Genomic DNA, 19,147 nt, shown 5'->3' with positions numbered 1-19,147 from the left:
GCGTCTGGCGCGTCAACACCGCCCACTCACCAAGAAACCGATTCCGCGCCAGACCGAGGACGGACACCCCCGTCCCGTCCCCGACCCCCCACCAGCCGTCGCCTGGGAGCGGAAATGCCACGGCGCCGGGCCCCACTGTAGGAGGGACTCGACGCCGTGACGGGCGGTGGCCGGGGCATGACGGGAAACCGGCACCGCGTTCTTGGGGGCCGGGGTGTTACCTGGTCTTGTGGCCCGTGATCTTGCCGATCCAGGTGATGAAGTCGCCCGGGTCGGTGTTGGCGCCGTGGCCCTGGTCCCAGTAGTAGAGGTGGTTGACATCGTCGCCGAGGCCGGCCGCCGCGGCGGCGATGTTGGCGGAGACCGTCAGCGAGGTGTCGGAGTCCTCGGTGCCGAGGCGGATCCACCAGTGCTTGGACCGGCCCGGGTTCTTCCGCTCCAGGTGGAACATCGGGTTCATCAGGTTCAGCTTCTCGGGGATGTCGCCAGCGACCCGCTTGGAGCTGAGGCCAGTGGTGTCGTTCTTGGCGCCGTACGCCGTGAAGTGACGCGCCTCGGTCGTGCCCGTGCCGAACAGGTTGTTCTCGCCCGTCGACAGGTCGAAGGCGTCGAAGGAGGGGACGTCCTTCTTCCGGGCACCGACGTGGGTGAGGAAGTCGGCCCACGTGAAGGTGGCCTTCCCGCCGGACCAGGAGATGAAGGTGTTGGCGGCGAGGTAGGTCTCCCGGGCGGAGTCCGACAGCGCCGCGAGGTACGTGGTGGCGGACGGCTCCAGGTACTGCTTGACCAGGTACTCGTCGTAGTTGCGGGCGGTCAGCGGGCCGAAGCCGCTCAGGCCCTTCAGCTTGAGACCGGCCTGGTACTCGGCGAACTGCGAGACCAGTTCCTTGGAGAGGGTCTGGTCGACCTTGTCGCCCGACTTCAGCGCGTTGGCGCCCCAGTTCCACTCGTAGGCGCTGTCGGCGTGCTCCAGGTCGGTGATCGGACACCAGGCACCGGTCGCGAAGATCGCGTCGGAGGCGTCGGCCGCGCCGATCTCCTTGAGGAGCTTGTCGTAGAGCTTGCTGTCTCCGGAGGCGCCGAGCAGTGCGGACACGGCGCCGCCCGCGCTGGTGCCGGCGGAGACGATCCGGTCGGTGTCGCCGGGGATGCGGCCCTGGTTGAAGCGGATGTACCGCACGGCGGCCTTGAGGTCGACGATCACGGCGGGGGCCACGCCGTAGTACTCGCCGGCAGAGTTCGTGAGGGTACGGCCGCGGGCGCCGGGCTCGATGACGACGTAACCGGCGCCCAGGGCCAGGTACTGGTTGGTGTTCAGGGCGCCGCCGTTGGCGTTGGTGTTCTCGTTGGCGCCCGGAGCCGAGGCGGAGGCGGAGGCGGAGGCGGAGGCGGAGGCGGAGGCCGAGCCGCTGGGCGGGGTGCCGCCGCCGCCCCCACCACCCATGCCGCCGGACGCGCCGACCCCCGTGGCATCCGCGACGGTGGACGGCATATACCCGCCGATGGTGTTGGCGAGCAGGATCGGCGCCTTGCTCGCGTCGACCGCCACGCCGTCGATCTCGACCGGCACGCTGACGTTCAGGCTCTGGTACTTCTCGTCCACCGGATTGGCGACGTAGGTGATCGCCTTCCAGAAGTGGTACTTCACGGTGTGCTCGTCGCCGTCGGTGTCCGTGACGGTCGCCGTCAGCTCCGTGTAGCCGTCGGGGTCGAAGACCAGGGAGTCCGAGGCGGACGACGTGGCCGACGTGGAGCCGGAGGCCTGCGCGTTCAGTGCGATGCCGCCCACCGCCGCGACACCGGCGGCGGCGCCGATGCCCAAGACGACCGACCTGCGCTTGACTGCCCTGTGCTTCACGGTTCGACTCCCTCGCTGTTTCGGTTGGCGTCTTGAACCTAGGCACAGTGCGAACAAAATTGCCAACAATCCTTGGCCATTCATGGAGGACCCACAGCTTCATGGCGGGCGCACAGCGTTCACTCAACGGGAACGCATCGGGGTTCCCGGAGCCGAGCATCTGACGTACCGTCAGATTCATGGACACGATCTGGCTCACCGGGGCGCAGTGGCTGGCCGTCCTGCGCATAGGGCTCGGGCTGTGGTGGCTGGAGAGCTGGCGGCACAAGGACAAGAGCACCTGGTTCGAGGGCGGCGGGATCACCTGGGCGGCAGGCATCGCCGCCAAGCACCGGTGGACGGCGGTGCGCAGCGGCTTCGACGTGGTGGTCACCCCGCGCCCGAGGACGATGGCGTACGTCGTCGCCTACGCCGAACTCGCCCTGGGCCTCGGACTGATCCTCGGATTCCTGACCCCGCTCGCCCTGGTCGGCGGTCTGCTGCTCAACGTCCTCTACTTCACGCTCATGATCCACGACTGGGCCGAGCAGGGGCAGAACTCGATGATGGCCCTCATCTCACTGGTCGCCCTGTTCGGGATGTCCTGGCAGGACTGGTCGGTCGACGCAGCGCTGGGGTTGTTCCAGTGAGCGCCGCCGGCCCGCGCCACGACCTGCCCGAGAGCGGCCCGCGCCACGACCCCGAGAGCGCCGCCGGTCCCCGCCACGACCTGCCCGAGAGCGCCGCCGGTCCCCGCCACGACCTGCCCGAGCCGGATGCCTTCACCCGCGCCTACTGGGACGCCGCCGCGCGGCACCGGCTGCTGCTGCGGCGCTGCGGGGCGTGCGGACGGGCCCATCACTACCCGCGCGAGTTCTGCCCGCACTGCTGGAGCGAGGACGTCGTCTGGGAGCCCGCGAGCGGCCGGGCCGCGCTCTACACCTGGTCCGTCGTCCACCGCAACGACCTGCCGCCGTTCGCCGGGCGCACGCCGTACGTCGCCGCCGTCGTCGACCTCGCCGAGGGCCCGCGGATGATGACGGAGATCGTGGAGTGCCCGCACGGGGAGCTGCGGGCCGGGATGGCACTGGAGGTCGCCTTCAGGGACGGGGTCGGCGTCCAGGACGGGACACCGGCAGTGCCGGTGTTCCGGCCGCGTGGGTGAGGCCGAGCGGCTTCAATGGCGTGCATGGCCCACCGCGACGACCAGCACAGCGCCCACCCACACCCGAACCCCGCACCCGCCCCGGCCCTCGCCCCCACACCCGCCCCCGCCCATCTCCCCTTCCCCTTCCCGGAGTTGCTCGGCCACGGACTGCGCCTGAGCCCCTGGGACCCGGACTCCGAGACCGACGTCGAGACCTGGCTGCGCGGCTGCGTCGACCCGGAGTTCCAGCGCTGGAACACGCCGATCAGGTCGATCGCCGACGCCGACAGCGCACGCGAGTCGCTGCGCTCCAAGGCCGCGCAGGCGGCGGACGGCGCCTCGGCGTCGTACCGCGTGACGGACGCCGACACCGGTACGACCCTGGGACACATCGGCGTCAACGCCATCCACCCCGACCTGCGCCACGCCCGCGTCGGCTACTGGGTGCTCCCAGAGGCCCGTGGCCGCGGCGTCGCCACCCGCGCCCTGGCCCTCGCCGCCCACTGGGCCCACACCGAACTGGGCCTGCACCGCCTCGAACTCGACCACGCCCTCGGCCACGAGGCCTCCTGCCGGATAGCCGAGCGGTGCGGATTCCGGTACGAGGGGACACTGCGGGGCGCCATGTTCGAGGCCGGCCGCCACGACGCGTTCCGGGACATGCACCTGCACGCCCGCCTGGCGACGGACCCGGAACCGGAGGTGCTTTAGGGGGACAACCCGCAGGAAAATCAGGGGCGTTGCCCACCGCCAGGCGTGACCATGAGGCATGCGCTCTGACGACTCGCCCCGCTCTGACGACTCGCCTCGCCCCGACGACTCACCTCGCCCCGAACACTGGCACCGCACCGAAGACCTGGACCGTTTCCTCGACCGTGCCGGAGACTTCCTGCGTTCCCGGCCCGCCGCGCATACCGTCATGCTGTCGGTGACCGAGGCGGTGCGCAGGCGCGGACCAGGGGCGTACGGCGACGAGCCCCCCGTCTACGGCCTTCTGCAGCGAGACGGCGCAGTGCGGGCGACCTACCTCCAGACCCCGCCGTACCAGCTCCAGGTCACCGCACTGACCACCGAGGAAGCCGACTCGCTGGCCGCCCACCTGGCCGGACTCGGACGCATGGTCCCCGGCGTCGGCGGGGAGCACGAGACCGCCGCGGCCTTCGCCGCGGCCTGGCAGACCCGTACGGGCGCCACGGCCACCATCCTCCAGCGCCAACGGCTGTACAGACTGGGCACGTTGACCGTCCCGGAGCCCGCGCCGGCGGGGCGGGCGCGTATCGCCACCACGTCGGACCGGTCTCAACTCGCCAAGTGGTACGAGGAGTTCACCGAGGCAATTGGCGAGCAGGGCATCGACAGGGACTCCTGGGCCGACGCCCGCATCGCCTACGGCGGCGCCACCTTCTGGCAGACCCCGGACGGCACCCCCGTCGCCATGGCCGGAGTGACCTCGCAGGTCGCCGGCCAGGTCCGGGTCGCCCCGGTCTACACCCCGGCCGAGTTGCGTGGCCGGGGCTACGCCGGTGCCGTCACCGCAGAGGTCAGCCGGGCGGCGCGGGACGCGGGCGCGGACGAGGTGCTGCTCTTCACCGACCTGGCGAACCCGACCAGCAACGCGCTGTACCAGCGGATCGGGTACCGGCCGGTCAGCGACTTCGCGGTGTACGACTTCGAGGCGGGCGCAGTTTCCGAGGAGTAGCCGGCGCCACTCAGGGCCACAGCAGCCCCTTGGCCCAACCTCCCGCGCCCTCCCGCCGGTACACCAGCCGTACGTGCTGCCGCCGCTCGTCCCCCTGGAAGAACTCCACCTCCTGGGGGCGCAGGCGGTACAGGGTCCACGAGGACACCGGGGCCTCCGGCTCGCGCCGCGCCCGCTCCCACGCGTCCTGCGAGGTCCGAGCCAACTCGTCGAGGGAGGTGAGGGGCTCGCTCTGCCGTCCGGTGAGGGCGGCCGCCAGCGCGCCCGTGGAGCGGGCGTGCAGGTCCGCCCGGCCCTCCTCGGACGGAGCGGCGGTGACGGGCCCACGGACCCGCACCTGGCGGCCCAGGACCGGCCAGTAGAAGGCGAGGGCGGCGTACGGGCGGGCCGCCAGCTGGCCGCCCTTGCGGCTGGTCGCGTGGGTCGCGAAGGACCAGCCGTCCGCGTCGGCGCCGTGCATCATGACGATCCGTACGTCCGGCAGGCCCTCCTCGTCCGCCGTCGCGAGGGACATGGTGTGCGGCTCGGTCTGCCCCGCCGCGACCGCCGCCGCGAACCAGGCGGTGAAGAGGGCGAGGGGGTCGTCGGGGGCGGCCCCCGGGTCGAAGGCGGGCAACGCGGTGACCTCCGGGTCCCACACCCGCAGTGACCTCAGCAGCTCGTGAAGATCGGTTGTCATTCCCCGATTGTCACGCGCACCCGGCGCGACGCATCAGGCCGTACGCCCTTACACCGTCCCCAGATCCGACGACACCCACCGCTCGGGCCGCATCCGGATCACGACCTGCTCGCCGTGCTCCTTCCACGCGGCGTCCACGTACCCGTCCACCTTTTCGGCCGGGAGGTAGCGCGCGGAGATCTCCCGGAGCTGCTCGATGGTGGCGGGGGAGGTGTCGAGGACCGGCCCCTCGACGGACACGTACCGGATGGTGGGCTCCAGCCGGTCGACCATCAGGGTGAACCGGCCCGCCGCACCGATCAGCTCGTTCTTGCGGGACTCCAGCCCCGTCATGATCCACACGGTGCCGTCGGGCTCGTACTGGTACCAGATCGGCACGGTCAGCGGAGCGCGCCCCGCTCCCGCGTCGATCGCGAGTGCGGCGACATGGGGCTCGGCCAGGAACTGTGCACGCTCTTCGCGGGTCAGGGCCATGGGCGGATCTCCTCCGTGCGGTTCGGGCATGGACCGGCATGGTCGACGGCTGCACCAACAGATGCGTCAACAGCTACACCAATAGCTACACCAACCGCAGCGCCGACTGCCGCACCACAACGCCGGCCCCGGACCCCGTGTTCCCGCCGCTCAGCCTCTTCCCAGCACCACCGTCCCCGACGAGCAGAACCAGCCACCCGTCCCCGAGGCCACCCCCAACTCCGGCAACCGCCCACCCGCATCCCGCACTTGACGGTCACCCCCCTCCCCGCGCAACTGCCGTACCGCCTCCACCAGCAGGAACAGCCCTCGCATTCCCGGGTGTTGGGCGGAAAGCCCGCCCCCGTCGGTGTTCACCGGCAGCTCCCCGCCCTCGACCCGCAGCCGGCCCTTCTCCACGAAGGCCCCGCCCTCGCCCTTCGCGCAGAAGCCGAGGTCCTCCAGCGTCACCAGGGTCATGTAGGTGAACGCGTCGTAGATCTCCGCGAAGTCGACCTCCGCCGGCCGCACCCCGGCCCGCTCGAAGGCGAGCCGTCCGCTCACCGCCGCCGGGGACACTGTGAAGTCGGGCCATTCGGACATCGTGGAGTGCGAGATGTGCTCTCCGGTGCCGAGGACCCATACCGGTGCGGTGCGGCAGTCGGTCACGTACTCCTCGGCCGCCAGCAGCACCGCCGCCCCGCCGTCGGAGCGCAGACAGCAGTGCAGCTTGGTGAAGGGGTCCGCGATCATCGGGCCGGACAGGACGTCGTCCACCGTGATCGGTTCGCGGTACATCGCCTCGGGGTTCAGGGCGGCGTTGGCCCGTGCCTGTACCGCCACCTCCGCCAACTGCTCGACCGTGGTGCCGTGTTCGAGCATGTGGCGACGGGCCGCCATGGCGTACTTGGCGATCAGCGTGTGGCCGTAGGGCACCTCGAACTGGAGCGGGCCGCGCGCGCCGAAGGAGAGGTCGCCGGTCCGCCGGCCCGCCCTGATGTCCGCGCGCGCGGTCGAGCCGTAGGCCAGCAGCACCGCGTTCGCGTGTCCGGCGGCGATCGCGTCAGCAGCGTGGCCCGCCATCACCTCCCAGGTCGAGCCGCCGACGGAGGTGGAGTCGACCCAGGTGGGACGCAGGCCCAGGTACTCGGCGACCTCGACGGGCGCCAGGATGCCGGTGCCCGCCGAGGCGAAGCCGTCGACCACCGAGCGGTCCAGCCCCGCGTCGGCCAGGGCGCGGCGGGCGGCCTGGGCGTGCAGGGCGTACGGGGTCGCGTCGTCCACGCGGCCGCAGTCGGAGAGGGAGACGCCGACGATCGCGACTTTCCGGGAGCGCGTCATGAATCTGACGGTACATCAGATCCGGTACCCGGCGGCAGACGGCAGAGGCAGACGGTAGGCGGCAGACGTCGCAGGGCTGGGCATCCCACCCCCACCGCCCTAATATGACGCACCGTCAGATATGGCAGCGCAGACCCGCGGAGAAGGGGCGGCCCCATGGACACCGACTTCACCGCCGAGCAGGACGAGATCCGCCGCACCCTGCGCGCACTGCTGCGGGATCGCTGCGGTCCGGCGGAGGTACGGGCCGCCGTCGACACCCCGGCCGGACACGATCCCGCCCTGTGGACCGCCCTCGCCGAACAGCTCGGCCTGCCCGGGCTCGCGCTCCCCGACACCTACGGCGGGGTCGGTGGCTCGGTGACCGAACTCGCCCTCGCCTGCGAGGAGACGGGCCGCTTCCTCGCCCCCTCCCCGCTGCTCGCCACCGCCGGACTCGCCGCACCCCTGCTGCTGGCCCTGGGCACCGAGGCCCAGCGAACCGCGCTGCTGCCACGCATCGCGTCCGGCGCGCTCACCGCCGCGCTCGCGGTACCCGGCACCTGTCTCGCCACCGCCCTCGCGCTGACCGGCGACAACGGCAGCGGGTGGGCCGGCGGCGGGCGCGCGGGAGGGGTGCAGGCTCGGCAGGCCGGCGCGGGGTGGCGGCTGTACGGGCAGGTCGAGCAGGTCCTCGACGGGCATCACGCGGGGCTGCTGCTGGTCGCCGCCCACGCCGGCGGGTTCGCCCGGTCGCGGACCCTGCTGTTCCTGGTGTCCGGGGACGCCGACGGGCTGGTACGTGTGCGACAGACCGCGCTGGACCCGACCCGGCCGCGGGCGCGGCTGCAACTGCGTGATGTGGAGGCCGAGTTGCTGGGCGACGAGAGCGTGGACGTGCCCGCCGCGCTCGCCGGGACCGGTGACACGGCCGCCTCCCTGGTCGCCTGCGAGGCCGTCGGGGCCGCCGACCAGATGCTCGGCCGGACCGTGGAGTACGTCCGGCAGCGCGAGCAGTTCGGGCGGGCGGTGGGCTCCTTCCAGGCGGTGCAGCACCGTCTCGCCGACGTGTACGTCCAGGTGCAGGCGGCCCGCTCGGCGGCGTACTACGCGGCCTGGGCCGCCGCCCAGGGCGAGCGGGTCGGGGGGCTGGCCCTCGCGCAGGCCCTGGAGGCCCTGCGCGGCGCCGCCGCCGAGGGGATCCAGCTGCACGGCGGGATCGGTTTCACCTGGGAGCACGAGGCGCACCTGTACTTCAAGCGTGCCTCGGGCGACGAGCTGCTGTTCGGGCCGGCGCACCGGCTGCGGGCGCACGCCGCCGAGGCGGCCCGGCTCTTCACGGATCCGGAGGTGAGGGTTTGAACCCTCCCCCAGCTGAAGCAGGGGGATTCCTGGCTCAGGAAGCCCCATCGGTCAGCGACCAGAGAGGTCTTACTCCCTCAGCACCAGCCGGGACGGAACCTGCCCGGTTGCCCGAAAGCGTTGGTGTGTGCCGGCTTGGTTCTCGCGCGGCGCGTGCGTGCTTGGTTCTCGCTACGCACGGTATGCAGCTTACTCGATCGTGTAGTCGGTCTTGCACCCTTGAGGAGAGACCCCATCCTCTGCCCTGCTCCGCAGGGGTTCGATTCCACCCCGGCCTGAAAGTCGGGGCATCGTCGAAGGAGACCCGGTGATCGGCGTACGAGTGATCCAGAAGGTATCGTCGGCGCCGGGGTTCGCCAAGGTCGCCCCGTATGTGGTCCCCGCCCTGGACCGGGCCGTGCACCGGCTCACCCGGGGCCGGGTGCTGCTCAGCGCCCGGATACTGCCGGGCGTGATCCTGACCTCGACCGGAGCGCGGACCGGGCTGGCCCGGCGGACCCCGCTGGCCTGCATGCCGGAGCGGGACGGTGCGAGCTGGATCCTGGTCGGCTCCAACTTCGGACGGGCCGGCCATCCTGCCTGGACCGCCAACCTGCTCGCGCATCCGGAGGCCACGGTCAACTGGAAGGGACGGGACGTCCCCGTCACGGCCCGGCTGCTGGAGGGCGGGGAGCGGACGGCCGCGTGGCAGGCGGTGCTGGCCTTCTGGCCGCCGTACGCCACGTACCAGGAGCGGGTGGAGCGGGAGATCCGGCTCTTCAGGATCGAAAGGGTCGAAAGGATTGAAAGGGGCGTGCGGTGATGATCCGGCGCAGTGCGGCGGGCGGCAGCCCACCTGGGTGAGCTGCCGCCCGCGTGACAGGACTTGGGGCCGCACCAAGGACGTCGTCGCTGACGTCGTCGGGGGTTACTTCGTGGGCTTCTTCCCGGTCACGCCCAGGTGCACCAACAGCGCCAGGTTCGGCTTGAGTTCGGCCTGCTTCACACCCCAGGACTGGAAACCCTTCTGGTGCGAGGCGACGGCCGCGAGCATCGCGACGAGCGAGCCGGCGACGGCCGCCGGGTTCACGTCCTTGTCCACTCTGCCCTTGGACTGCAGTTCGGCGACCGCGTCCGAGAGGGAGTTGTTGACCGAGTTGAGGATCTTCATTCGGAGTTTGTAGAACCGTTTGTCGCCCTCCGCGGCACCGAGATCGACGACTCTGAGGATCGCGTCGTTGCGGCGCCAGAACTCCAGAAACCCGTCGACGAGTTCCTGCGCGGTCTGCCAGCCCGCCTTGCCGACCCAGGAGCGCCCGGCGACCAGATCGGTCAACTCGGCGCCCTCGGCGGCCATTTGCTCGGCGATCTCCAGGACGGCGCCTTCGACGTCCGGGAAGTACTGGTAGAAGGTCGCGGGTGAAGTGCCCGCCTTCCGGGCGACATCGATGACTTTGACGTCCCGGTAGGGGGAGGAGCTGAGCATCTCGCTGAGGCAGTCGAGCAGCTTCTGCCGGGTCGCCTGCCCACGCCGGCCGGCCACGCGGCCGTCGACGGTACGCACTTGTCCTGTCATGACGTCAGCTTACCGAGGGGTGATGGGAGCGCGATTCGGCCGACTGCAAATGGGGTGCACGAGGGCGTGGAGGCTGGTGTTCCTGGTCTGCGGCGTGCGACAGTCGCCGTTATTTTGGCGACATGGCCGAAAACAGGGCATCGGGGTACGGAGGGGACCTCTACGGCGAGGGCGTCCCCTGCTGGGTGGACGCGCAGCTTCCGGATCTCGAGGGGGGCAAGCGGTTCTACGGCGAGCTCTTCGGGTGGACCTTCGAGGACCCGCCGCAGGGGTACGGGGGCGCTGTATGGGCCCGCATCGAGGGCGCACCCGTCGCCGCGCTCGCCCGCAAGACGGACGGCCGCCTGCCGAGCGTGTGGACGGTGTACTTCGCCACCCCGGACATCGAGGGCCTCGCCGACCGGGTCTGGGCGGCCGGCGGGCAGGTCATCACCGCGCCCGTGGCGGTCGGCGAGCTGGGTAAGACCGCGCTGGTCACCGACGAGGAGGGGGCCGTCTTCGGCCTCTGGCAGCCGGGCACCCACCCCGGCTTCGGCAGACGCCACGAGCCGGGCACCTTCGCCTGGGCCGAGCTGTACGCCCGGGACACCGAGGCCGCCAACACCTTCTACGGCGGTCTTTTCCACGACGCCCTCTTCGGACCGGAGGCTCACCCCGACTTCGGTCGCGCCCTGGTCGCCGACGTCTTCTCGGCCGAGATGCCGCCGCACTTCCTCGTCCACTTCGCGGTGGCGGACTGCGAGGAGGTTCTCGAGACGGTGAACCGGCTCGGCGGGCGGGTCCAGGCGCCGCCCTTTGAGACGTCGTACGGAAAAGTGGCCGTCGTCACGGACAATCAAGGAGCGTCGTTCGCGGTCCTGGAGCGTCAGACGGCTATGGGCGGCGGCGAGGCAGTCCCGTATTGATGCGGGACACCCTATTTGTCCTCGGGTTCGCCAGCAGGGCTCCCGCCAGGAAGAATCAGGGTGCGTGCCGCCCATGGCGGTGCGGTGGTGAGACGCTGCACGGGGTCGCGTACATGGGTGACGCGGCTCGTACGGGGAGGTGGCAGGCAAAGTGGTGGATCAGCTGACGCAGCACGATCCGCGGCGGATCGGGCCGTTCGAGGTGCTGGGACGGCTGGGTGCCGGCGGCATGGGGCTGGTCTATCTCGCGCGCTCGGCGTCCGGCCGGCGCGTGGCGATCAAGACGGTCCGGACGGAACTCGCCGAGGACCAGCTCTTCCGCGTCCGCTTCACCCGGGAGGTGGAGGCGGCCCGCGCGGTCTCCGGCTTCTACACGGCGGCCGTGGTCGACGCCGATCCCCGTGCGGCCGTGCCCTGGCTGGCCACCGCGTATGTTCCCGCGCCCTCGCTCGAGGAGATAGTGAACGAGTGCGGGCCGATGCCGGCCCAGGCGGTGCGCTGGCTGGCGGCGGGTGTCGCGGAGGCGCTGCAGTCGATCCACGGCGCCGGGCTGGTCCACCGTGACCTCAAACCCTCCAACGTTCTCGTCGTCGAGGACGGGCCCCGGGTGATCGACTTCGGTATCGCCTCCGGTGTTTCGAACACACGTTTGACGATGACGAACGTCGCCGTCGGCACGCCCGCCTACATGTCCCCGGAGCAGGCGAAGGACTCCCGCAGCGTGACCGGCGCGAGCGATGTCTTCTCGCTCGGTTCGATGCTGGTCTTCGCGGCCACCGGACATCCCCCCTTCCACGGCGCCAACCCCGTCGAGACCGTCTTCATGCTGCTCCGCGAGGGGCCGGACCTCGAGGGCCTCCCGGACGAGCTGCGCCCGCTGATCGAGTCCTGTATGCAGATGGAGGCGACGGGTCGGCCCAACCCGGCCGACCTCCAGGCCCAGCTGGCCCCGCACCTCTTCGGCTCCGGCTCCGACGACAGCGGTACGGCCTCGGCGTGGCTGCCCGAGCGGGCGGTCGGCCTGATCGAGACGCGGCGCGGTGGCCGTACGGCGGTGCAGCCCGCGCAGGGCGCGCGCAGCGGCGGGGGCCGGGTCGCCCCGCTGCCCCCGCCCCCGCCGTCCCACGCCCCCGTCGTCCCGGGGCCCGGCCCCGGCCTGGTGCCGTCGCCGCTGTCCGCGCCGCCGGTGTCCGTCGGTGGCCCCGATACCGGCCCCGTCCGGCTGGCCGGCGCCCAGGTCCCGATCGGGCCCGGCCCGCGCGTCGCCGACGCCCGCGCCGCCGCCGTGCAGGCGCCCCCGCCGGAGGCCGGTCTGGTCGCCTCCTGGTCCAGGCCCCGCCCCGGCGTCAACGGCACAGAGCCTGCCGTGGGCCCTGCCGTACCCGCGCTCCCGGCGCCCGCGCCGGAGAGCGCGAGCGGCTGGCGGCCCTGGCGTTTCCGCATGTCGAACGATGTCTGGGGGACCCCCTCGGTCGCCGGTGACCTGGTCTACGTCACCTCCTTCGAGGTGCACGCCCTGGACGTGGCCACCGGCCGCCGACGCTTCAAGACACGGGACGTGGCCTGGTCGATGGCGGTCTCGGACGGCCGTATCCACGCCTCCGACGGGCCCACCCTGTTCGCCCTGGACGCCCGTGAGGGCGGCGACCTGTGGCGGCTGTCCACGGACGCCTGGGTGTACTCCCTGAAGGCCGAGCGGGGGACCGTGATCACCGGCACCCGCGGCGGCGGCGTCCAGGCGTGGGAGGCCTCGGGCGGGCAGAAGCTGTGGGAGATCACCGGCTGTCAGACCGACTTCGAGTCCCCGGAGGCGGGACCCGCGCTGCACGAGGGCACGGTGTTCGTCTGGCAGGACGCCCGGGTGCGCGCCCTGGACGCCCGTACGGGCGAGGAGCGCTGGTCGTACCCGATCGGCGACGCGGCCTCATGCGGCGGGGTGCCGGTGCGGTTGACGCCGGCCAACGACGGCTATGTGTACCTGTCCGCGGGGACCCGGGTGCTGGCGCTGGACGTGGTCAGCGGCCACGTCCGCTGGCACTTCGAGGCACCGGCGGTCTTCCTGTGCCCGCCGACCTTCGTACCGGGCCCGGCGGTGACCGGCGGCGGCATCTACCTCGCCGACTACCTCGGCACGGTGTACGCCCTCGACGCCACCGACGGCCGCGACCGCTGGCGCATCGCCACCGAGGCCCGCTCGTCCGTCGACTCGGTCCTGGTGGCCGCGGGCCATGTGCACGTGGGCAGCGGCAAGGGGCTCTACACCCTGGACGCCGTCACCGGCACCCCGAAGTGGCGCTTCCAGGCGGGCGGCGACATCGTGGGCGCCCCGGTGGTGGCGGAGGGCCGGATCCACTTCGGCTCCACCGACCACCTGCTGTACACGCTCAAGGCCGACGACGGCCGCCTGCGCTGGAAACTCGCGACCGGCGGCGAGATCACCGGCTCCCCGGTCATCAAGGACGGGGTCGTGTACGCGTGCAGCAAGGACCGGTGCGTGTACGCGCTGGACGCGGAGAAGGGCACCGGTACGGCCAGGACCACCTGAGAGTTGTCCACAGTTTGCGTGAGTGATCACGCAAGTGACTAGAGTGACCATATGCATTCACGGGGGCGCACACTCAAGTTCACGGCGGTACTGGCCATGGTCGTGCTCGCACTGACCGGATTCTCGACGGGGCGGCACGGCAGAAGCAGCGGCGGCAGTGGTGACGGCGGCGGTTGCAGCAGCTCCAGCCAGAACCACGGCAGTTCGTCGACGACTTCGGGAGGCGGCTCGTCGGACTCGTACGACTCCGATGACGACGACTACGACTCCTCGTACGACGACAGCAGCAGCACCAGCGGCACCAGCGGCGGCGGTTACGCCACCCGGCGCCCCGGCTACCGCTCCACGCCCACCTCCTCCAGCACCGGCTCCGGCACGGTGCTGAAGGACGGCACGGCGAAGCTGGTCAGCTGTGCGACCTCGACCACCGCGTACGCCACGGTCGAGATCACCAACCCGAACAAGCGCGAGGCCGAGTTCCAGGCCTGGGTCACCTTCTACGACGCCGAGAGCACGGAGCTCCTGAGGAACATCTCCGTCACGGTCACCGTGCCGGCGAAGGGCAGCGCGAACACCCGGGTGAAGCTCGGGGAGAGCTTCCTGGCGTCGGTCGACCACTGCCAGGTCGACCCGGAGGCCGACCTCGTGAACTGATCGGCGCGGGGAGCCGCTCGACCAGTACACGCACCTTGCTAGCGCAACCTGAACTCGCGTTGCCGTGCCCGGAACAGCCCGGCCTGCCGTTCGCCCGGCAGGTTCCCGAGCGCCACCAGATGCGGAGCCTGCGCGAAACCCTGCGCCAGGGACGCCTCCTTGGCGGCCCACAGGGCGCGTACGGTGCCCTGGACGGCCTCGGTCGGGTAACCGGCGATGACCGCGGCCGCGGAGGTCGCCGCCGCCAACGCCGCGCCGGGCTCGGTGAGTTCGGTGACCAGTCCGACCTCGTGGGCCCGCCGCGCCGACATTCGCTCGGCCGTTCCCATGAGCGCCGTCCGGGCGGCCTCCCCGTGCGGCATCATCTGGGCCATGAGGACCGCCTCGTACGCGCTGACCATGCCGTAGGTGGTGTGCGGATCGAAGAAGGTGGCCGTGGTGTCCGCGACGAGGAAGTCGCTCTCGCCGAGCAGATAGAACGCCCCGCCGCAGGCCATGCCCCGCACGGCCGCGACGACGGGCTTCCACAGGTCGTTCGACTTGGGCCCGATCCGGAGCAGCGGATCGTCCGCCATGTACGGGGAGCCCGGCTGCGGCACGACCGCGTCCCGGTCGATCCCCGTGCAGAACGCGCGCTCCCCGCGGCCCGTGAGCACGACGGCCCGAACCGCGTCGTCGAACCGCAACTCCCGCCAGACATCGGTGAGTTCGCCGACCATGGCGAGGTCGATGGCGTTGAGCCGCTCGGGCCGGTCGAGGGTGACGACCGCGACGCCGGTGTCCTTGTCGGGGCTGACCTGTACGTTCACGGCCGCTCCAGGACCCATTGGGGAAGCCCGGTCGCCGGGTCGAAGACGACCCGTACCCGGGCGCCGATGCGAACACGGCGCGGATCAAGGGAGTCCAGAGGGTCCCCGGCCGCGCGGACCAGGTTCCCGACCAGTCGGACGTGTGGCGCGTCGGCGAGCTCGACGACCACGACGTTGTACGGCGCCCGCGCCGCGTACTCCGGAAGGAGCGGCGGGTGCGGAACGGCGTACGACCAGACGCGGCCCTGCCCGGACATCGGGCGCCACTGGCTCGCGAAGGACCGGCAGTGCGGGCAGCACGGCCGGGGCGGGAAGCGGAGCTCACCGCAGTCGGCGCAGGCCTGGACGCGCAGCTCGCCCTGGGCGGCGTACTGCCAGAAGGGGGCGCCGTCGGTGTCGGTGACGGGGGTCAGCATGGCGGGGTCAACTCCTCAGGAGAAGCGCGGAGGTGGGGACGCCCTCCCCGGCGGTGACCAGGCAGGTCGAGGCTCCGGGCAGCTGTGCCGTACTCGTCCCGCGCAGCTGCTTCACGCCCTCGTTGATGAGGTTGAAGCCATGGACGTAGGCCTCGCTGAGCCCGCCCCCGCCGGTGTTGAGGGGCAGCCGTCCGCCGCTCTCCAGGGCGCCCTGCTCGGTGAACGCCCCGCCCTCTCCCCGTCCGCAGAACCCGTAGCCCTCCAGGGAGAGGGGGACCAGGGGCGTGAACGCGTCGTAGATCTGGGCAACGTCCACGTCCTGAGGGGTGAAGTCGGCGTGTTTCCACAGGTGTCGGGCGGCGGTCCAGGCGGGACCGGTGAGCGGGTCGTCGTTCCAGTAGTTGACCATGCCGTGGTGCTGGGCGGGCAGGCCCTGGGCGGCGGAGTGGACGTACACGGGTCTGTGGCGGCAGTCCCGGGCCCGCTCGCTGCTCACGACCACGCACGCGAGCGCGCCGTCCGTCTCCAGGCAGTTGTCGTACAGGCACAGGGGCTCGCTGATCCACCGGGACGACATGTACATCTCGCGGGTCAGGGGACACTCGTACATCACGGCGGCGGGGTTCTGGTTGGCGCGGTTGCGGCAGGCGAGGGCGACGTTGAAGAGGTGGTCGCGGGTCACGCCGTACTCGTGCATGTAGCGGCGGGCGAGCACGGCTATCTCGTCGACGGGCCGGAGCAGACCGAAGGGCCGGGTCCACTGGGCGGGGGTGGGGAGCTGGACGGCGGTGTTGGTCCAGGGGCGCGGACCGCTGCCCCGCTTCCGGGACCGCCACGCGACCCCCACCGTGGCCTGCCCGGAGGCGATGGCGGAGGCGAGGTGGGCGACGGTGGCGCAGGAGCCGCCGCCCCCGTATCCGACCTTGCTGAAGAAGGTCAGGTCCCCGAACCCGACGGCCTTCGCGAGCTCCACCTCGTCGGTCTCCTCCATGGTGTAGGAGGCGAGGGCGTCGACCTCGCCGGGGGCGATCCCGGCGTCGTCGAGGGCGGCGAGGACGGCACGGCAGGCGAGGGTCCGCTCGTCTTCGGGGAGGTGTCTGGCGAAGGGCGTCTGCCCGATGCCGACGACGGCGGTGGCGTCCTTGAGTCCTGGGCCTCCGGTCACGGTACGCACACCTCCGCGGACGCACGGTCGAGCTGACAGGCCGTCAGGCTACCGCTAATCTGACGGGCAGTCAGCTACCGGTTTCAGGAGGCTGGTTGTGCGCGGAGACATGGAATGGGGCAGCATCCCGGGCCTGGTCCGGTCGGCGGCCGAACGGTACGCGGACACCGAGGCCGTGGTGGACGGCCGTACCCGGATCTCGTACGGCGAACTGGGCGCCCGGGTGGAACGCGCGGCGGCGGCGTGCGTCGCGAGCGGGCTGCGGGCGGGCGACCGGGTCGGGATCTGGGCCCCCAACTCGCTCGACTGGATCGTCTCGGCCCTGGGCGCGGTGTCGGCGGGCGCGGTCCTGGTGCCGCTGAACACCCGCTTCAAGGGGGCCGAGGCGGCGGATGTGCTGGCCAGGAGCGGGGCCCGGCTGCTGTTCGTGACGGGCACGTTCCTCGGGACGTCGTATGTGGCGTCACTGCGGCGGGCGGCGGGGGAGGGAGCCGGTTCCGGTCCGCTGCCGGGCCTGCCGGCGCTGGAACAGGTGGTGGTCCTGTCCGACGACGCCCCGGCGGACTTCCGCACCTGGAAGGAGTTCCTGGCGGCCGGCGACGAGGTGGGGCCGGCCCGGGTGCGGGCCCGGGCCTCGGCCGTGCGCGGGGACCAGCCCAGCGACCTGGTCTTCACGTCCGGGACGACGGGCCGCCCCAAGGGCGCCGTCATCACCCACGCCCAGACCCTGCGGGCGTACGGGATCTGGACCGATCTGGCGGGTCTGCGGCACGGCGACCGCTACCTGATCGTGAACCCCTTCTTCCACACCTTCGGCTACAAGGCGGGAGTGATCGCCTGCCTGATGCGGGGCGCGACGATGATCCCGCAGCCGGTGTTCAACGTGGGCACGGCGCTGGCGAACATCGCGGCGGAGCGGGTGTCGGTGCTGCCGGGCCCGCCCACCCTGCACCAGTCGCTGCTGGACCATCCGGCCCGTGACGCGCACGACCTGTCGGCGTTGCGCCTGGTGGTGACCGGCGCCGCGGTGGTCCCGCTGCGGCTGGTGGAACGCCTGCGCGGCGAACTGGGCGTGGACACCGTCCTGACCGCCTACGGCCTCTCCGAGGCGAGCGGCATCGTCACGATGTGCCGCCGCGGCGACGACCCGTCGGTGATCGCGTCCACGTCCGGCCGGGCGATCCCGGGCACCGAGGTACGGGTGGTGGACGCCGAGGGCACACCGGTCGGGACCGGCGTGCCCGGCGAGGTCCTGGTCCGCGGCTTTCACGTCATGCGCGGCTACTACCAGGACGAGCCGGCCACGGCGGAGGTACTGGGCGAGGACGGCTGGCTGCGCACCGGAGACGTGGGCGTACTGGACGACGCCGGCAACCTCCGCATCACCGACCGGATCAAGGACATGTTCATCGTCGGCGGCTTCAACGCGTACCCGGCGGAGATAGAGCAACTCCTGGGCCTGCACCCGGATGTCGCCGACGTGGCGGTGATCGGCGTGCCGGACGCCCGCCTGGGCGAGGTCGGCAGGGCGTACGTGGTGCGGCGGGCCGGGTCGGTGGTGACGGGCGACGACCTCATCGCCTGGGCCCGCCGCGAGATGGCGAACTACAAGGTCCCGAGGGCGGTGGAGTTCCTCGGTGAGCTCCCTCGGAACGCCGGCGGGAAGGTGGTGAAGGGGGCGTTGCGGGGGCGGGCGGGATAGCCGTTGCTACCGCTCTTGCGCAACCCCCTGGTACTGCCAGGCGGAAACGTGCAGGTCAACCGTGCTGTGAGGCCTCCAACCCCTCTTGTCCACCCCCTCGGTACTGGTGACAGTCACGGGACGCGGATACGCGGGTTGCGCGCCCTGTGGGCCGCTCCGCCCTCCCCATGACGCCGGCCCCCGCCAGTGGCGAGGGCCGGTCGCTCGGGGTGTCGGTAGGGGGGAGTGGATCACCCGTGATGCTTGGCGAACTCCACGAGACCGGAGAACCCCTCACGGGTCAGGGCCAGGTGTGGGCCGTTCAGGTCCTTGCTGTCGCGGACCAGGAACTCACCGGTGGCCGCCGCGTACTCCGGCGCCCACTCGATGCAGTTGCCACCTTCGCCACCGCTGTACGTGCTCTTGACCCACCGCAGGGGCCGGTGGCCGTGCGTGCTGCTCATCTGATGTACTCCTCCGCGATCTCTCGAATCAGAGCCAAGGACTCTTCGGGGTCGCGGGCGGAAGCCCGCAGACGCTCATACGCCGTGCGCGCGGTGTCCACCGCCGTAGCGGAGTCCGACGCTGCGAACGGAGGTGGGCAGCCGGACTGTCATGGCTTCCATGACCTCTCGACGGGCCAACCTGGCTTCGATCCTGGCCTTGATCTGGTCGTCAGCCTCGCGCGGGTGCGTGGCCCGGAACGTGGCTTCCGCGTACTCCCAAGTCTGCAACATGATCAGCGCGTTGGAGTAGTCCTCAACCCGGCTGGCTTGCTTCTCCAAGTTGATGTACGGCACGAACCAACCGGGGTGCCCGCGCTCGCCAACCCGGACCAGCAACCGGGCGAAGTAGCCGGACGTGTTGAAGAACCGGTCACACCATTCGGCGAAGTGCACCGACGGCAGCGCCTTGCCGTT

Annotated in this window: 20 protein-coding genes; 10 read left to right on the top strand and 10 right to left on the bottom strand. The window is 71.5% G+C overall.

The genetic code is table 11. From position 1 onward, the window contains the following. Positions 1–217 precede the first annotated feature (217 nt). Positions 218–1,858 (bottom strand): subtype B tannase, encoded by a 1,641-nt coding sequence (locus AB0H86_RS43195; protein WP_362451702.1) that lies wholly within the window; start codon positions 1,856–1,858, stop codon positions 218–220. 179 nt (positions 1,859–2,037) lie between these two features. Here AB0H86_RS43195 and AB0H86_RS43190 point away from each other — a divergent pair, with 179 nt between their 5' ends. The 4 genes from AB0H86_RS43190 to AB0H86_RS43175 all read left to right on the top strand — a co-directional run bounded on the left by AB0H86_RS43190 (position 2,038) and on the right by AB0H86_RS43175 (position 4,683). Then, positions 2,038–2,487 (top strand): DoxX family membrane protein, encoded by a 450-nt coding sequence (locus AB0H86_RS43190; protein ID WP_362451700.1) that lies wholly within the window; start codon positions 2,038–2,040, stop codon positions 2,485–2,487. An 80-nt stretch (positions 2,488–2,567) separates the two neighbouring features. Next, complete coding sequence (locus AB0H86_RS43185; protein ID WP_362451710.1) at positions 2,568–3,002, top strand: Zn-ribbon domain-containing OB-fold protein; 435 nt, start codon at positions 2,568–2,570, stop codon at positions 3,000–3,002. 24 nt (positions 3,003–3,026) lie between these two features. After that, positions 3,027–3,695 (top strand): GNAT family N-acetyltransferase, encoded by a 669-nt coding sequence (locus AB0H86_RS43180; protein WP_362451698.1) that lies wholly within the window; start codon positions 3,027–3,029, stop codon positions 3,693–3,695. Positions 3,696–3,753: 58 nt separating this feature from the next. After that, positions 3,754–4,683: a GNAT family N-acetyltransferase gene (locus tag AB0H86_RS43175; RefSeq protein WP_362451696.1), complete on the top strand. Its 930-nt coding sequence runs from the start codon at positions 3,754–3,756 to the stop codon at positions 4,681–4,683. A 10-nt stretch (positions 4,684–4,693) separates the two neighbouring features. Here AB0H86_RS43175 and AB0H86_RS43170 read toward each other — a convergent pair whose 3' ends face one another. From AB0H86_RS43170 to AB0H86_RS43160, 3 genes are all read right to left on the bottom strand, one after another. Further along, positions 4,694–5,362 carry a pyridoxal 5'-phosphate synthase gene (locus tag AB0H86_RS43170; RefSeq protein WP_362451694.1) on the bottom strand — a complete coding sequence of 223 codons (669 nt, stop codon included), beginning with the start codon at positions 5,360–5,362 and terminating at the stop codon, positions 4,694–4,696. 48 nt (positions 5,363–5,410) lie between these two features. Continuing rightward, entirely contained in the window at positions 5,411–5,836 is a 426-nt protein-coding gene (locus AB0H86_RS43165) for a pyridoxamine 5'-phosphate oxidase family protein (RefSeq protein WP_362451691.1), read from the bottom strand. A 150-nt stretch (positions 5,837–5,986) separates the two neighbouring features. Further along, positions 5,987–7,156 carry an acetyl-CoA acetyltransferase gene (locus AB0H86_RS43160; protein ID WP_362451689.1) on the bottom strand — a complete coding sequence of 390 codons (1,170 nt, stop codon included), beginning with the start codon at positions 7,154–7,156 and terminating at the stop codon, positions 5,987–5,989. 156 nt (positions 7,157–7,312) lie between these two features. On the opposite strand from AB0H86_RS43160, the gene AB0H86_RS43155 reads away from it, so the two are divergent. Beyond that, positions 7,313–8,497 carry an acyl-CoA dehydrogenase family protein gene (locus AB0H86_RS43155; RefSeq protein ID WP_362451686.1) on the top strand — a complete coding sequence of 395 codons (1,185 nt, stop codon included), beginning with the start codon at positions 7,313–7,315 and terminating at the stop codon, positions 8,495–8,497. 307 nt (positions 8,498–8,804) lie between these two features. Next, positions 8,805–9,299, top strand: coding sequence for a nitroreductase family deazaflavin-dependent oxidoreductase (locus AB0H86_RS43150; RefSeq protein WP_362451684.1), 495 nt, complete (start codon positions 8,805–8,807; stop codon positions 9,297–9,299). 105 nt (positions 9,300–9,404) lie between these two features. Here the strand turns inward: AB0H86_RS43150 and AB0H86_RS43145 are convergent, their stop codons facing one another. Further along, positions 9,405–10,040 (bottom strand): TetR family transcriptional regulator, encoded by a 636-nt coding sequence (locus tag AB0H86_RS43145; protein WP_362451707.1) that lies wholly within the window; start codon positions 10,038–10,040, stop codon positions 9,405–9,407. Positions 10,041–10,174: 134 nt separating this feature from the next. Between AB0H86_RS43145 and AB0H86_RS43140 the strand changes: the two genes are divergently transcribed. From AB0H86_RS43140 to AB0H86_RS43130, 3 genes are all read left to right on the top strand, one after another. Beyond that, the gene (locus AB0H86_RS43140) at positions 10,175–10,957 is read left to right on the top strand and encodes a VOC family protein (RefSeq protein ID WP_362451681.1); all 783 of its coding nucleotides are present in this window, start codon (positions 10,175–10,177) and stop codon (positions 10,955–10,957) included. Positions 10,958–11,108: 151 nt separating this feature from the next. Continuing rightward, complete coding sequence (locus AB0H86_RS43135) at positions 11,109–13,502, top strand: serine/threonine-protein kinase (protein ID WP_362451679.1); 2,394 nt, start codon at positions 11,109–11,111, stop codon at positions 13,500–13,502. Between the two features lie 51 nt (positions 13,503–13,553). After that, positions 13,554–14,156, top strand: coding sequence for a hypothetical protein (locus tag AB0H86_RS43130; RefSeq protein WP_362451677.1), 603 nt, complete (start codon positions 13,554–13,556; stop codon positions 14,154–14,156). 38 nt (positions 14,157–14,194) lie between these two features. On the opposite strand, the gene AB0H86_RS43125 is transcribed toward AB0H86_RS43130, so the two are convergent. Genes AB0H86_RS43125 through AB0H86_RS43115 form a run of 3 tightly spaced genes read right to left on the bottom strand, consistent with a single transcriptional unit; the run spans position 14,195 to position 16,546 of the window. After that, the gene (locus AB0H86_RS43125) at positions 14,195–14,983 is read right to left on the bottom strand and encodes an enoyl-CoA hydratase/isomerase family protein (RefSeq protein ID WP_362451675.1); all 789 of its coding nucleotides are present in this window, start codon (positions 14,981–14,983) and stop codon (positions 14,195–14,197) included. Beyond that, on the bottom strand, positions 14,962–15,381 hold the full coding sequence (locus AB0H86_RS43120) for an OB-fold domain-containing protein (RefSeq protein ID WP_362451673.1): 420 nt from the start codon (positions 15,379–15,381) through the stop codon (positions 14,962–14,964). Before AB0H86_RS43120 ends, AB0H86_RS43125 begins: the two co-directional genes overlap by 22 nt. Before the next feature lie 7 nt (positions 15,382–15,388). Continuing rightward, complete coding sequence (locus AB0H86_RS43115; RefSeq protein ID WP_362451670.1) at positions 15,389–16,546, bottom strand: lipid-transfer protein; 1,158 nt, start codon at positions 16,544–16,546, stop codon at positions 15,389–15,391. A gap of 109 nt (positions 16,547–16,655) precedes the next feature. Here AB0H86_RS43115 and AB0H86_RS43110 point away from each other — a divergent pair, with 109 nt between their 5' ends. Continuing rightward, on the top strand, positions 16,656–18,248 hold the full coding sequence (locus tag AB0H86_RS43110; RefSeq protein WP_362451705.1) for a FadD3 family acyl-CoA ligase: 1,593 nt from the start codon (positions 16,656–16,658) through the stop codon (positions 18,246–18,248). Positions 18,249–18,478: 230 nt separating this feature from the next. On the opposite strand, the gene AB0H86_RS43105 is transcribed toward AB0H86_RS43110, so the two are convergent. Beyond that, the gene (locus tag AB0H86_RS43105) at positions 18,479–18,691 is read right to left on the bottom strand and encodes a DUF397 domain-containing protein (protein ID WP_362451668.1); all 213 of its coding nucleotides are present in this window, start codon (positions 18,689–18,691) and stop codon (positions 18,479–18,481) included. Between the two features lie 75 nt (positions 18,692–18,766). After that, positions 18,767–19,126 (bottom strand): Scr1 family TA system antitoxin-like transcriptional regulator, encoded by a 360-nt coding sequence (locus AB0H86_RS43100; protein WP_362451665.1) that lies wholly within the window; start codon positions 19,124–19,126, stop codon positions 18,767–18,769. Positions 19,127–19,147 lie beyond the last annotated feature (21 nt).

The organism is Streptomyces sp. NPDC050997 (assembly GCF_040660135.1).
In the GTDB taxonomy this organism is placed as follows: domain Bacteria; phylum Actinomycetota; class Actinomycetes; order Streptomycetales; family Streptomycetaceae; genus Streptomyces.
This window is presented reverse-complemented; position numbering and strand designations above follow the sequence as displayed.

Coding starts and splice junctions, on each gene's coding strand:
- AB0H86_RS43120 (WP_362451673.1), bottom strand. CDS start 15,381: ATGCTGACCCCCGTCACCGACACCGACGGCGCCCCCTTCTGGCAGTAC.
- AB0H86_RS43165 (WP_362451691.1), bottom strand. CDS start 5,836: ATGGCCCTGACCCGCGAAGAGCGTGCACAGTTCCTGGCCGAGCCCCAT.
- AB0H86_RS43140 (WP_362451681.1), top strand. CDS start 10,175: ATGGCCGAAAACAGGGCATCGGGGTACGGAGGGGACCTCTACGGCGAG.
- AB0H86_RS43130 (WP_362451677.1), top strand. CDS start 13,554: ATGCATTCACGGGGGCGCACACTCAAGTTCACGGCGGTACTGGCCATG.
- AB0H86_RS43125 (WP_362451675.1), bottom strand. CDS start 14,983: ATGGGTCCTGGAGCGGCCGTGAACGTACAGGTCAGCCCCGACAAGGAC.
- AB0H86_RS43190 (WP_362451700.1), top strand. CDS start 2,038: ATGGACACGATCTGGCTCACCGGGGCGCAGTGGCTGGCCGTCCTGCGC.
- AB0H86_RS43110 (WP_362451705.1), top strand. CDS start 16,656: ATGGAATGGGGCAGCATCCCGGGCCTGGTCCGGTCGGCGGCCGAACGG.
- AB0H86_RS43175 (WP_362451696.1), top strand. CDS start 3,754: ATGCGCTCTGACGACTCGCCCCGCTCTGACGACTCGCCTCGCCCCGAC.
- AB0H86_RS43155 (WP_362451686.1), top strand. CDS start 7,313: ATGGACACCGACTTCACCGCCGAGCAGGACGAGATCCGCCGCACCCTG.
- AB0H86_RS43105 (WP_362451668.1), bottom strand. CDS start 18,691: ATGAGCAGCACGCACGGCCACCGGCCCCTGCGGTGGGTCAAGAGCACG.
- AB0H86_RS43160 (WP_362451689.1), bottom strand. CDS start 7,156: ATGACGCGCTCCCGGAAAGTCGCGATCGTCGGCGTCTCCCTCTCCGAC.
- AB0H86_RS43170 (WP_362451694.1), bottom strand. CDS start 5,362: ATGACAACCGATCTTCACGAGCTGCTGAGGTCACTGCGGGTGTGGGAC.
- AB0H86_RS43180 (WP_362451698.1), top strand. CDS start 3,027: ATGGCCCACCGCGACGACCAGCACAGCGCCCACCCACACCCGAACCCC.